This window comes from Flavobacterium sinopsychrotolerans, assembly GCF_900110375.1.
GTDB classification, from domain to species: Bacteria; Bacteroidota; Bacteroidia; order Flavobacteriales; family Flavobacteriaceae; genus Flavobacterium; species Flavobacterium sinopsychrotolerans.
The window spans coordinates 81,529-94,870 of sequence record NZ_FODN01000006.1; the positions used below are offsets into that span (position 1 = coordinate 81,529).

A 13,342-nucleotide genomic window follows, 5' to 3' on the forward strand; every position below is an offset into this window, starting at 1 on the left:
ATGAAAAAAATACTAGTACTATTGCTTGTGGTCAATTTTTCTTTTGCACAACAGAACAAACGAAAACTGGTTTGGGAAGAGAATTTCAGCGGTAAAACGTTAAACGAAAAGAGTTGGAATTTTGAACTTGGCGATGGTTGTCCTAATTGCGGTTGGGGAAATAACGAACGACAATTGTACACGAAACAAAATCACAAGCTTGCTAAAAATAAATTGGTCATTACAGGTAAAAAAGAAGGTGATAAATATACTTCGACACGCATTACTACCAAAGGCAAAAAAGAGTTTCAATACGGTCGTTTTGAGGCAAGAGCAAAGTTGCCAGTTGGTCAAGGAGTTTGGCCGGCTTGGTGGATGTTAGGTTCTAATATAAATGAAGTCGGTTGGCCAAAATGTGGTGAAATCGATATTTTAGAATATGTTGGGAAAGAGCCAAATATGGTTTTTACTTCTTTGCACACGCAGGACAGCCACGGAAATACGATAAATACCAAGAAAACAAGATTTGATGATATTGAGGAAGGTTTTCATATTTACGCTGTAGAATGGACGAAAGACAAGATTGAATTTTTTGTGGATGAAACTTTAGTATACACTTTTCAGCCAGAAAATAAAACAGAATCGATTTGGCCATTCAACCAGCCCTTTTATTTTATTATCAATATGGCAATAGGTGGAAATTTTGGAGGTCCCGAAGTCGATGACACCATACTTCCGCAGGATTTTATCGTTGATTACATCAGAGTATATCAATAATTTGATTTTTTTGAATAAAAAATTGAAACTAAAATAAAGGATTGATTCTAATCTATTAAGAGTCAGTCTTCATTTTGGTTTTTAAGAATTTATTGACATATACTACTCTTTTTGTGCAACGGCATACTATTTGTATGATAAATGTGAAAAAAGAAGAAAAATTTTAACAAATTTTAATTTTGATATGTTAATTTTTATTAATTTTACTTGCATGTTAAAATAATAATTAGTTAAATTTGAAAACTTAACAAACCTAAACACACTTTAGCCTATAATAAAAAACTACTTTTTAGAGAAAACTCTCCAATTTTAATTAAAAACTAAAAAGTATTATTATGGTTAATATACAACTCCCAGACGCGTCATTAGTTAAGGAATATGTCGCAGGTAATGAGGATGCCTTAGCTAAACTAATAAAGAGGCATGAGTCAAAAATATATGGATTTATTTATTCTAAAATCCCCGATAGAGATATTACCAACGATATTTTTCAAGATACCTTTATTAAAGTGATAAAAACCTTGAAATCAAATTCTTATAATGAAGAAGGTAAATTCTTACCGTGGGTAATGCGTATTTCCCATAATCTGGTGGTTGATCATTACCGTAAAACGAAAAAGATGCCAATGTTCAGAGAAACAGAGGAATTTTCGATTTTCTCTATAATGTCCGATGATTCCTTGACGATAGAAAATAAAATAATATCAGAGCAAGTCGAAATGGATTTGAAGAAATTAATAGAAGAGCTCCCGGCAGATCAAAAAGAAGTTTTGGTGATGCGAATGTATCAAGATATGAGTTTCAAGGAAATTTCGGAATCTACAGGAGTTAGTATCAATACTGCCCTAGGACGAATGCGTTATGCTTTGATGAATTTGAGAAAAGTAATTGATAAACACCAAATTGTTTTAACCAATTAACAATATCTTGAAACTTGCTGCGTTGTAATAGAAAAACAAATATGTATTACTTTATGGCAAAAACTTACTCAAAAAAATCATTAGTTTCTCAAACGATGAAACCAAGTAAAGAAACAGTTTCTTTTTTATTAGGCTATTCAAAAGCGTTAACCATAATAAAAATAGACAATAAAAGTTTCGAAATTATATCGAATTAGAATTTATTTGATTCCTAAAGAAATTAATTTTTCTACTTTAATTCGGTACTGACAAATAAAAAAACCACTGATTCTACCTAGAATTAGTGGTTTTTTTGTTTGTCTTCAGTTTATTTTTTATAATATGCATCGAGTACCGTTTTTCGGCCAATCGTTTTGGTAATAATATCCTTTTCTAAATCCCACCCGCGAGCAGGAGAATATTGCCTTCCGTACCAAATAATCTGAAGATGCAAGTCATTCCAGATTTCTTCAGGAAAAATGCGTTTAGCATCTTTCTCCGTTTGGACTACGTTTTTTCCATTGGTTAAATTCCAGCGGTACATCAAGCGATGAATGTGTGTGTCAACAGGGAAAGCTGGAACTCCAAAGGCTTGCGACATCACGACACTGGCCGTTTTATGTCCCACTGCAGGTAATTCTTCCAGAAATTCAAAACTTTGAGGGACTTTCCCGCCGTGTTTATCAATTAAAATATGAGATAAACCATGTATTCCTTTTGATTTCATTGGCGATAAGCCACAAGGTCGAATAATTTCCTTAATTTCTTCCACGGACATTTTGATCATATCATATGGATTATCCGCTTTTGCAAAAAGCAACGGCGTAATCTGATTCACTCGTACATCTGTACATTGTGCCGAAAGTAAAACGGCAATCAATAACGTATAAGGATCCTTATGGTCTAAAGGAACAGGAATGGTTGGATATAACTCTTTTAACGTATTTATAACAAACGTTACACGTTCTTGTTTATTCATTATTGATTAAATTTGATTTGTAAAGAAAAACAATTTCAATGGCAATAGCAAAGTTCAATTTCAATTCAAATAAATAAAAAATATAAATAATGACAACATTAAAAAAAGGAGATAAAGCCCCTAATTTTTCTGGTCTTGACCAAGAGGGGAAATCACATCAATTAGCAGATTATTCAGGGAAAAAATTAGTCGTTTTCTTTTATCCAAAAGCAAATACGCCGGGATGTACTGCTGAAGCTTGTGATTTAAGAGACAATTTTGAACGTTTTCAAGCTAATAATTATGCATTGTTAGGTGTAAGTGCTGATTCAGCGAAAGCCCAAGCCAAATTCAAGGACAAGTATGAATTTCCTTTTCCATTACTTGCTGATGAAGATAAATCAGTAATTCAGGCTTTTGGAGTTTGGGGACCAAAAAAATTCATGGGTAAAGAATATGACGGAATTCACAGAACCACTTTTGTAATAGACGAAAAAGGAATCATCGAGGATGTGATTTCAGATGTAAAAACTAAGGCGCATGCAGCTCAGATATTAAAGTAAGTGTTCAGTAATCCGTTACTGCAATTGCAAATAATAATACAAAAGGACAAAACAAATTGTCATAAATGAATAAAGTCCAGAGTTGAGGTTTTAATTGACCTCAATTCTGGACTTTGTTTTATAATTTGAATCGAAATTTAGCGACTGATTTCCATAGTTATCTGGACTAGCAGCTGACCGGTATTCCTTAATTACTCTCTTTCAAAAGTTTAGTTGGATCATATCCAAAAAGGCGGTGCTCTTTTATGATTTCTGCAATACCTGAAGGTAGCATTGTTTCCCAACCTGGTTTTCCATGATTAATCATGTTTAGTACTTCACGAGAGAAAACTTCCAATATTCCCGGATCGTAATCATCTATGTCCACTACTTTACCGTTGAATTTAAAGAATTTGTATAATTCTTTCATTCTTGGATGTACTTTCAAATTTTCAGAAGTAATAATTTCACCATTTTCATCTAACATTGGATATAAGAAAACTTTCATGTCACGATAAAATAATTTCCCGAAGGCTTCCAGAATTCCACCGCTTAAATGACGATAGTATTTTTCATCAAAAATATCTACTAAATTATTCACACCCATGGCTAATCCCATTCTGGCTTTGGTATAATTAGCAAAATATTCGACTACTTTATAGTATTCTTGAAAATTAGAGATCATTACCGTTTGTCCTAATGCACAAAGTAATTCAGCTCTATCCATGAAATCTCTTTCATCAATCTCACCATCAGACCGTAAGTTGGATAAGGTAATTTCGAAGATTACAAGTGTATTTTCTTTTTCAACTTTATTTTCTTCAAGGAACATTTTTAATGATTTCTCATACATGTCCATGTTCACTTTTGTAACCGGACGAAAACTACCTCTAAAAGCAAGGATATTTTTTTTGTACAAAATAGCTGCAGGGAGTATGTTTTTTCCATCAGGATTGAACATAACCGCATCAGTCATTCCATTTTTGACAAGTTGCAAACTCATCAAACGATTGTCAACATCTGCAAAACGAGGTCCTGAGAAGTTAATCGTATCTATTTCTAATTGGTCTTTGTCTAGGTGGTCGTATAAATAACGTAACAGACGTTTAGGATCATTGTATTTGTAGTAAGCACCGTAAATCAGATTTACACCAAGGATTCCAAGAGTTTCTTGTTGCAAACGAACGTCAGTTTCTTTAAATCGAATGTGAAGAATAATTTCGTTATAATCCTCATCCGGTTCAATTTGATAACTAATACCCACCCATCCGTGTCCTTTGAATTGCTTTGCAAAATCGATGGTAGCAACCGTATTGGCATAACTAAAAAACATTTTGTTAGGATGTTTTTCTCTGCTCAATCGCTGCTCTATAAGATTTACTTCATGGGAAAGCATTTTTTTTAGTCGGCTTTCAGTGACATAACGGCCGTCCTCTTCAATGCCATATACAGCATCACTAAAGTCTTTGTCATAGGCTGACATTGCTTTTGCAATTGTACCTGAAGATCCACCAGATCTAAAAAAATGTCTTACAGTTTCCTGTCCAGCTCCAATTTCTGCAAAAGTTCCATAAATATTTTCGTTCAAATTGATACGAAGCGCTTTATCTTTAATTGAAGGGATTTGTTCGATGATTTTGTCACCTTTTAATTTTATTTCTGTATCCATTTTCTTTTAATATGGCTAATATGTTGCAAAGTTAATGAAATAGGTTTCTAATGAAAGATAATTAACCCTATTTTTGTAAATAAAAGCAATAAAATTGAAGGTATATTTTTTAGGAACTGGCACATCACAAGGGATTCCTGTTATTGGGAGCAATCATCCAGTATGTAAAAGCACTGATTTTAAAGATAAAAGACTGAGAGTTTCCGTTTGGATTTCTTGGGAAAATCATTCTTTTGTAATTGATTGCGGACCTGATTTCAGGCAGCAAATGCTTTCTTCAAATTGTCAAAAAGTAGATGGAATCCTCTTTACCCACGAACATGCTGACCACACAGCGGGAATAGATGATATTCGTCCGTTTAATTTTAAACAGGGAGAAATACCAATTTATGCACATCAAAGAGTGATTCATAATTTAAGAAAACGTTTTGATTACGTTTTTGAAACGGTAAATAAATATCCCGGCGCTCCTTCTGTTGCAACTATTGAAGTAGTCAATAATGAACCATTTTCTCTGGGAAATAAAACGGTAATTCCTATTGATGTAATGCATGGAAATCTTCAGGTTTTTGGATATCGAATTGATGATTTTGCCTATTTAACGGATGTGAAAACTATTGAAAAAAGCGAAATTGAAAAATTAAAAAACTTAAAAGTGTTGGTTATAAATGCTTTACGGGAAGAGCCTCATGATACTCATTTCAATTTGAAAGAAGCATTAGATTTTATAACTTTGGTGCAGCCAAAAAAAGCGTATCTCACACATATCAGTCATATTATGGGGTATCATGAGGAGGTTCAAAAAAATCTTCCGGAGCATGTTTATCTCGCATATGATAATTTAGAAATTACAATTTAATTTTACCTACAATGAAAAAATCATTATTCCTTTATCTTACTATTTTGGCTGTACTCTCTACAGTTTTTACCTATGCGTTCTTGAGTAAACAGGTTGCATTTGAACAAAAAAGGTATGAGAAGACTACAAAAAAGTTAAGAGACAGTCTAAGTTTAGTTTCGAATCAGTTGGCTGATGCTAATTATTTTTCTTTGACTAAAAATGAAAATGCCCAAAATTATTTTGATTCAGGAACTTCAGAAAAAATAATTCAATACGAGAAATTAATTCCTGTTGTTACTGAAAAATTATTAGATTATAATTCCAATCCAAAAGGCAATCCTTACACTGGTCAAGATCAAATATGTGCTAATAAATTTATTATCAATAAAGTAAGAATCCTAAACCACAGATGGATTATTGCTGATTTTAGTGACGGCGAAATTTGGGGAGAAGTTTTATTGAAATATTTTGTAAATGCTGATGATAGCATTTCATTTGAAGTAAATCAATCCTTATTGTATCAGAAATAAATAATCAGTCGCAGTTTTCAGAAATTGTGTCCTGGAAACTGCGACTGATTACTTAAAATTATTTTTCCTGAAGCCAGTTTTTGAAGTCATAAAAGTTCTGTGGAGCAACTCCATGACCAATTGGATATTCTTTATAGGTTATATTTATTCCTAAATTTTCTACTATTGCAGGCGTTTTTCTTGCCCATTCTACTGGAATTACCTGATCTACAGTTCCGTGTGAAGCAAATATTTTCAGATTATTAAAGTTGTTTTTGAGGTAATCCTCAGCTACAATTTCTAAATTTAAATACCCGCTCATAGCTACTACTTTCTGAACTTTTTCAGGATAAGAAAGTGCAACTGCGTAACTCAAAATAGCGCCTTGGCTGAAGCCAACTAAAGCAATTTGTTTCTCATCAATTGGATAATTGGCAATTAACTCATCAATAAATCCAGCTATTAAATCCCTAGAAACTTTAGCTTGTTCGTGGTCAGAAAATTTGTTTTCGTCCGCATCAAAGTTAATGGCGTACCAAGCAAAAGCACCGTATTGCATATCATAAGGCGCACGCGCTGAAATAATGTAATATTCTTCCGGAAGTTCAGTGGCAAATGAAAATAAATCTTCTTCATTGCTTCCGTATCCATGCAATAAAAGGATTAGAGGATTCTTGTCTAATTTTATTTTTGGTTCTCTTATTTTGTATTCTAAAGATAAATTCATTATAATTATGATATGTTTGATAGCCATTTTTGAAAATAAGTTCCCAATAAAGGAACCGGTTTTGTTTCTCCTTTTATGGCGCTGGTAATGCCATAAGACCACAAAACAAGCACGAAAATCCACATGGGAGCTGAAATCATCAAGCTGTCAAAATTGCTGATGATTAATCCCAATGATATGAATGTTAAGGTAAGTCCCAGACCTTGACGGATGTGAAAGGATGCAAATGCATTTTTGTCCTCTGAGTTTATTGACATTGCTATAAAAACGCCGATTCCCAAGATATAACTGGTAATCGCGGCAGTTTTACCGGACTCTGAATTATTATTATTATTATTATTATTATTATTATTATTATTATTCATTTTTCTATGCTAAAATTAATTTTCCTTGATTCACAATTCCGTATACTTTCCCTTTTATTTCAGCACCTAGAAAAGCAGAATTTTTCGATTTGGATAAAATAGATGATTTTGTAAAAATGCTTTTTGGTTCTGGATTAAATAAGGCAATATTTGCTTTTGAACCTTCATTAATCGTTTCTGTTTCGATTCCAAAAGTTGTTTTTCCGGACGTCAATTTATCTATTACAGTTTCTAATGGCAATACAGTCATCAAAGCACCAAAAGCACTTTCCAATCCAATTGTTCCGTTTTTGGCACCATCAAATTCCATTTTCTTGTGTTCAATGTCAATCGGATTATGGTCAGATGTAATCATATCGATTGTGCCTTCTTTTATTCCTTTCAGCAATGCTTTTCTATCAGTTTCAGTTCTAAGTGGCGGCGAAACTTTATAACGGGTGTCAAAACTCTCCAATTTTTCATCGGTTAAAACCAAATGATGTACAGCTACACTACACGTTACATTTAGACCATTCGCCTTTGCTTCTTTGATTAATTGAACTGATTTTTTAGTCGAAATTGTTGGAATGTGAAGTTTTCCTCCGGTATATTCTAACAGAAATAAATTTCGTGCGATTTGTAATTCTTCAGCAAGATTTGGAATTCCTTTCAAGCCTAATCGGGTAGAAACAATGCCTTCATTCGCCACTCCGTTTCCTTTTATATTCTCGTCTTGGGAAAAAGCAAGAAGCAATGCATCAAAATCCTGAACGTATTGTAAAGCGATTTTTAGTAAATTAGCATTATCTAAACTTTTATTATAATCTCCAAAAGCAACTGCTCCCGCTTTTTTCATATCATACAGTTCAGCCATATCTTTTCCTGCGCTTTCTTTGCTCAAAGCGCCAATAGGATAGAGTTGAGTTGCAAATCCTTGTGCTTTGTTTAACACAAAATTCACTTGGGATTGATTGTCAATAATAGGGAAGGAGTTGGGTTGTAGTGCGATTGCTGTAAAACCACTTTTGGCAGCTACAGTAAGTCCGTTTGATATCGTTTCTCGGTCTTCAAAACCAGGTTCTCCAAGAGAAACGCTACTGTCAAACCAGCCTTGTGAAACATGTAAATTATCAAGTTGTATTTCGTCTGCTTTATCTAGATTTGGAAGTGATGTTCCAATTTTTTTTATAAAACCATCAACAATTAAAATATCTGCAGTCTTATTATGAAAGGGACTTTTTGAATCGATAATTTTGGCGTCTCTAATGATTAATTTCATATGTAGATAAATTTGTTTTTTTTAAATGGAATATGGAATTTGCATAGTTGCATTAACTTTTACGACCAAATTACGGTCATGCTCATTTCATCTTTATTTTTTAATTATTGGGCCTTCGTTATTTACTTTACGAATCGTATAATTGCCATTTCGGTTATCAGAAATAACAGTGCAAAGATAACAAACCATTTCCAAATTTGATTATCAGTTCTGTCAGTTTGTAAAGTGTCAAATAGCGATGGGATTGATTCGATTGTTTTATAGTCCGAAAGAATATTCTCATTGGCGGCAGCCAAATCACTTTCGGTTCTGTTGTAATTGAAACTGATGTTTTCAATCCACTCTTTTTTATTGTAAATGCTGAAATTCCCTGCTTGTTCTGGATAATCATTAAAAGTCATTTTGACTTTATTATTCAGAATCTGTTGAATAGGAATAAATTGTTCGTCCAAGCCTTTTACAGTTAAAATAGCGTCTTTATTTAGCGATGCTTCTGTCAAATGCGGGTTGTTATTTCCAATTGTCAAAGCATTTACACCGTTGTTTTGATTGTTCATCGCCATCTTGTAAAATGTAGGCACAATTAATGGAGATTGCTGGAAATTTGAATTTTCGATGTTAATAGGAGCTGCAAAAATTGAAACTGCTGAAACTGAATTTGCTATCGAAGTCAAGAAAACACTTTGGTCCTCATAAGACAAAGCAGCAGGATTTGAACTGGATAATGCAAACGAACTTTTTGTTTTTGGATATTGAAAATTAGTCACTTTATTTTCAAATACACTATTGAATATAGGATGATTGAAGTTGATTTTAGTAATCAATTTTTCTCTGTTTTCTAAAGAATTGAATGTAAGTTTCCCAAAATTTGATATAAAAGAATTCATAGTTGGAATTGAAGTTATCGCCGAAGGAATTACAATTAAATTGCCTCCTTTTTCTACAAAAGATTTTAAAGTGGTTACTAAAGCTTGCGGGATTTCATCCAATTCATTTAAAACAATCGCATCTTGTTCCTCTAGTTTATTGTAATCTAATGCGCTTAAAGTATAATTGCTAAAATTGAATTCTTCACTGGTGTAAATTCGGGAAAGGAAGTTGCTTTTCGCCAGTTCTCCAATGCTGATAATGTTGGTTTTCTTCGTTTTTGAAATGCTAAAATACAACGTGTTATCATAAGACAACCCATTGTCAACTATGGAAAAATAACCATGAAAGGATTGTTTTGGAATCGTAAAGTTTAAGTTTTTTTTCTTTGTGTCCAAAGTTACTATCGTCTTTGCAATAAGCTTGTTTTCATTGTATAACGAAATGGGAATCGGTTTGAAATCATCTCCGTAACCGGATATTTGGACACTAATTTCATAAAAATTTTCTAATGTTTTATTGATGAAAACGCTGTCAATAGAAACATTGTTTTTTTGTTCCGCTTTTGGGATTATAAATAAAGGCGAATCGGTTGCGTCACTATTTTTCAGTTGTTTTTTATTAAGACCAACTGCGTCGGTAATGATAACGATATCCTTTTTAAAAGCCGATTTATGTGCTTTTATTTTTGCCATTATATTATCCAATTGGAACGGAGTGGCGCTGTATTTTAGATTTTGTAAAGCACGACGAACCGACTTTATATCGGTGTTCCAATAATTTTCGGAATTGGTGAGCAAAGAAAAATTTACATTTTCCGGAGTTTCTTCAAGCAGTTCCTGAACAGCTCGTTTTAGCAATTCCCCTTTTTTGCCTTTGGCTTGCATGCTAAAAGAATTGTCTAAAATAATATATAATTCATTGCTGGCATTTTTACTGTCTTTGGATTCAAAAAAAGGTTGTGCAAATGCGATAATAATAAAAGCTAGTAGTAATAAACGAAAGGCTAGAAGCAACCATTTCTTGATTTTAGAGCTTTTTCTGGTTTGTATGGAAAGTGTTTTTAAGAAACGAACATTGGTGAAATATTCTTTTTTGAAACGGCGTAATTGAAATAAATGAACCAAAATTGGAACAATCAACAAGAACAGAAAGTATAAAATTTCGGGATGTTTAAAATGCATTCTGAGGTTGAGTTTACTTCACTGGATTTTATTTTCAATGGAGTTCATTGAATTTCATGAGTCAAAAATACAAATTTGTTGACAGTTTTAGATGAAGTTGTTATAATTTTTCAAAGGAATAAACAATTGACATTCATTATGAATATAATATGTATTTTAGCTTTTCAATATAATTTAAAAACATGAAAAAACCGTTTGCTGTTGTTCTATTAATTTTCATTTTTACAAGTGTTCAGGCACAAAAGAACAAATTCAATTTGCTTATTGGAACCTACACCCAAAGTTGTGATAGCAAAGGAATTTATGTATATGATTTTGATTCAAAAACAGGGGACTTCAGTTTTAAAAATGCCACTGAAAAAGTTATAAATCCAAGTTATTTGACGGTTTCAAAGGAGAATAACTTTATTTATTCCGTAAATGAGTTTGGTGCTGAAAGTACGGTAAGTTCTTTTAGTTATAATCCATCAAGCGGAAAATTAGACTTAATTAACAAACAAAGTTCAAAAGGTACTGATCCTTGTTACATTATAAACGATGATAAAAATGTAATTGTTGCCAATTATTCTGGTGGGAATATTTCTGTTTTTAGTAAGAAGAATGACGGAAGTCTAGCAGAAGCGAAGCAAGTGATTCAACATTATGGAAAAGGGACGAATACGCAAAGACAAGAAGGTCCGCACGTACACATGGTTCATTTTTCTCCAGATAAAAAGTTTGTTGTGTCTAACGATTTAGGGAATGACAAAGTATATTCGTATGCCTATAATCCTAATGCTGAACGTACTGTTTTAGAACTGAAAGACAGCATTTCAGTAAAATCGGGTAGTGGACCAAGACATTTAACCTTTAGTAAAAATGGAAAGTTTGTTTATTTATTACAGGAACTTGACGGAGCTTTAACGGTATTTACTTATTCAAACGGAATATTGAAAAAGATTGATGAGACGTCCATTTTGGCAAAAGATTTCAAAGGAAAATTCAGCGCTGCAGATATTCATATTTCGCCTGACGGGAAGTTTTTATATGCTTCTAATCGTGGTGAAGCCAATAACATTACAATTTTTAGAATTCTAAAAAACGGAAAATTAATATTGAAAGGACAAACCAGTACTTTGGGAAAAGGACCTAGGAATTTTGCAATAGATCCAACTGGGAATTTTCTTTTGGTAGCACATCAATATACCAATCATGTAGTGATTTTTAAAAGAAATAAAACTACGGGAGTACTTACTGATACTGGTAAAAAGCTTGCTTTGTGTTCGCCGGTTTGTTTGGTTTTTACAAAGAATTAAATAGTACGATTCAAGAAAAAAGGCTAAAAATGATTATCATTTTTAGCCTTTTTTAATTTATTATTTATTCTTGTCTTTTCTCTTTTTGTCTCTGGTTTTTAGCATGTTTCTATTTACTGAACCGTGTGTTTTTTTCTTTGTTACACCTGGTCCACCCAAATTGACTTTCTTGTTCTTTTTACTTTTTTCTTGAAAAGCGCCATCACCGTCAAGTTTTTGTTTTTTCATCATAAACTTAATCGGTTGTCTGTCTTTTTCAGGTTCGATTAATTTAGAGGAAACTTCAACTGTTTCTGGGAAAGCTTCGATAGCTAATTCCATATTCATCAGCACTTCTATTTCCACTTTAGATTCCTCTTCACGAGGTGCGATAAGACTTATTGCGGTTCCTGTTGCATCGGCACGACCGGTTCTACCAATTCTATGCATATATAACTCAGGCATTTCGGGCATCTCAAAATTGATAACATGAGTAATATTTGAAATATCCAAACCTCTTGCCATAATATCTGTGGTAATTAAACCACGTAAATTTCCTTCTTGGAACGAAGCCATCGTACTCAAACGATAATTTTGTGATTTATTCGAGTGAATTACTCCAAACTGACCCTCAAAATCTTCTTCGATACGTTCGTGAACCATATCTGAAATCTTCTTGTTATTTACAAAAACTAAAACACGACTCATGTCTTCGTTGTTTTGCAATAAGTATTTCAGAAGGTTTATTTTAGTATTGAAATTTGGAACTTTATAGCTGATTTGTTTGATGTTTTCCAATGGAGTTCCTGATGCCGAAAGCGTAACTTCTTCCGGATAATCAAAATAGTCATTTAAGATAGCATCTACTTCATCTGTCATAGTTGCCGAAAATAGAATATTTTGACGTTTTTTTGGCATCATGGCCAATATTGATGTCAATTGGGTACGGAAACCTAAATTCAGCATTTCATCAAACTCATCGATCACCAGCTTTTGCATTTCTTCAAAACGAATCACATTATCCAGCGTTAAATCCATGATTCTTCCTGGAGTTCCCACTAATATGTCGCAACCTGCGTAAACTGCTTTCTTTTGCGTATTGATATTGACACCTCCAAAAATTCCAATAGTTCGAACCGACATGTATTTTGTCAATTTTTCAACTTCTTCCACAACTTGCACGACAAGTTCACGTGTAGGAACCAGAATTACTATTTTTGGTGTATGACCTGGAGTAAATTTATATAATTTCAATAAAGGCAATAAGTAAGCAAATGTTTTACCAGTACCCGTTTGAGCGATTCCCATCATATCTCTTCCGGACATTATCACAGAAAAAGTTTTTTCTTGAATAGGAGTCGGTGTTGTAAATCCTAAATCGTCTATTGCTTTTTGTACGGATTTAGGAAGATTGAATTGCTCAAAAGTTGTCATTTGCTTAAATTTTTTGCAAAGATAGTCTTTTTGAAAGTAATGCTATAAAATCAAAGAAT

General features: G+C 33.0%; 14 protein-coding genes. 7 read left to right on the plus strand and 7 right to left on the minus strand.

Translation table 11 applies throughout. The features are described 5' to 3' along the window. The 3 genes from BMX64_RS11400 to BMX64_RS15725 all read left to right on the plus strand — a co-directional run bounded on the left by BMX64_RS11400 (position 1) and on the right by BMX64_RS15725 (position 1,873). Positions 1–756: a glycoside hydrolase family 16 protein gene (locus BMX64_RS11400; protein WP_091171944.1), complete on the plus strand. Its 756-nt coding sequence runs from the start codon at positions 1–3 to the stop codon at positions 754–756. A 335-nt stretch (positions 757–1,091) separates the two neighbouring features. Beyond that, positions 1,092–1,676 carry an RNA polymerase sigma factor gene (locus BMX64_RS11405; RefSeq protein WP_091171946.1) on the plus strand — a complete coding sequence of 195 codons (585 nt, stop codon included), beginning with the start codon at positions 1,092–1,094 and terminating at the stop codon, positions 1,674–1,676. Between the two features lie 53 nt (positions 1,677–1,729). Continuing rightward, positions 1,730–1,873, plus strand: a complete 144-nt coding sequence (locus tag BMX64_RS15725; RefSeq protein WP_167543057.1) for a hypothetical protein — start codon at positions 1,730–1,732, stop codon at positions 1,871–1,873. 110 nt (positions 1,874–1,983) lie between these two features. Here BMX64_RS15725 and BMX64_RS11410 read toward each other — a convergent pair whose 3' ends face one another. Then, positions 1,984–2,634, minus strand: coding sequence for an endonuclease III domain-containing protein (locus BMX64_RS11410; RefSeq protein WP_091171948.1), 651 nt, complete (start codon positions 2,632–2,634; stop codon positions 1,984–1,986). 89 nt (positions 2,635–2,723) lie between these two features. Here BMX64_RS11410 and bcp point away from each other — a divergent pair, with 89 nt between their 5' ends. Beyond that, on the plus strand, positions 2,724–3,176 hold the full coding sequence (gene bcp / locus BMX64_RS11415; RefSeq protein ID WP_091171950.1) for a thioredoxin-dependent thiol peroxidase: 453 nt from the start codon (positions 2,724–2,726) through the stop codon (positions 3,174–3,176). 187 nt (positions 3,177–3,363) lie between these two features. Here the strand turns inward: bcp and BMX64_RS11420 are convergent, their stop codons facing one another. Beyond that, a complete protein-coding gene (locus tag BMX64_RS11420; protein WP_091171952.1) occupies positions 3,364–4,824 on the minus strand; it encodes a TonB-dependent receptor in 1,461 nt (486 codons plus the stop codon). Between the two features lie 94 nt (positions 4,825–4,918). Here BMX64_RS11420 and BMX64_RS11425 point away from each other — a divergent pair, with 94 nt between their 5' ends. Both BMX64_RS11425 and BMX64_RS11430 read left to right on the plus strand, forming a co-directional pair. Next, complete coding sequence (locus BMX64_RS11425; protein WP_091171955.1) at positions 4,919–5,683, plus strand: MBL fold metallo-hydrolase; 765 nt, start codon at positions 4,919–4,921, stop codon at positions 5,681–5,683. An 11-nt stretch (positions 5,684–5,694) separates the two neighbouring features. Beyond that, entirely contained in the window at positions 5,695–6,195 is a 501-nt protein-coding gene (locus BMX64_RS11430) for a hypothetical protein (RefSeq protein WP_091171956.1), read from the plus strand. A 58-nt stretch (positions 6,196–6,253) separates the two neighbouring features. Here BMX64_RS11430 and BMX64_RS11435 read toward each other — a convergent pair whose 3' ends face one another. The 4 genes from BMX64_RS11435 to BMX64_RS11450 form a co-directional block, all read right to left on the minus strand. Beyond that, positions 6,254–6,901 (minus strand): alpha/beta hydrolase, encoded by a 648-nt coding sequence (locus BMX64_RS11435; RefSeq protein ID WP_091172199.1) that lies wholly within the window; start codon positions 6,899–6,901, stop codon positions 6,254–6,256. A 5-nt stretch (positions 6,902–6,906) separates the two neighbouring features. Next, positions 6,907–7,266 carry a hypothetical protein gene (locus BMX64_RS11440; RefSeq protein ID WP_091171958.1) on the minus strand — a complete coding sequence of 120 codons (360 nt, stop codon included), beginning with the start codon at positions 7,264–7,266 and terminating at the stop codon, positions 6,907–6,909. 4 nt (positions 7,267–7,270) lie between these two features. Beyond that, positions 7,271–8,524: a dihydroorotase gene (locus BMX64_RS11445; RefSeq protein ID WP_091171960.1), complete on the minus strand. Its 1,254-nt coding sequence runs from the start codon at positions 8,522–8,524 to the stop codon at positions 7,271–7,273. Between the two features lie 122 nt (positions 8,525–8,646). Further along, entirely contained in the window at positions 8,647–10,575 is a 1,929-nt protein-coding gene (locus BMX64_RS11450) for a BatA domain-containing protein (RefSeq protein ID WP_091171963.1), read from the minus strand. 182 nt (positions 10,576–10,757) lie between these two features. Between BMX64_RS11450 and BMX64_RS11455 the strand changes: the two genes are divergently transcribed. Beyond that, positions 10,758–11,870: a lactonase family protein gene (locus BMX64_RS11455; RefSeq protein ID WP_091171964.1), complete on the plus strand. Its 1,113-nt coding sequence runs from the start codon at positions 10,758–10,760 to the stop codon at positions 11,868–11,870. 60 nt (positions 11,871–11,930) lie between these two features. Here the strand turns inward: BMX64_RS11455 and BMX64_RS11460 are convergent, their stop codons facing one another. Next, on the minus strand, positions 11,931–13,283 hold the full coding sequence (locus BMX64_RS11460; RefSeq protein ID WP_091171966.1) for a DEAD/DEAH box helicase: 1,353 nt from the start codon (positions 13,281–13,283) through the stop codon (positions 11,931–11,933). Positions 13,284–13,342: the final 59 nt, after the last annotated feature.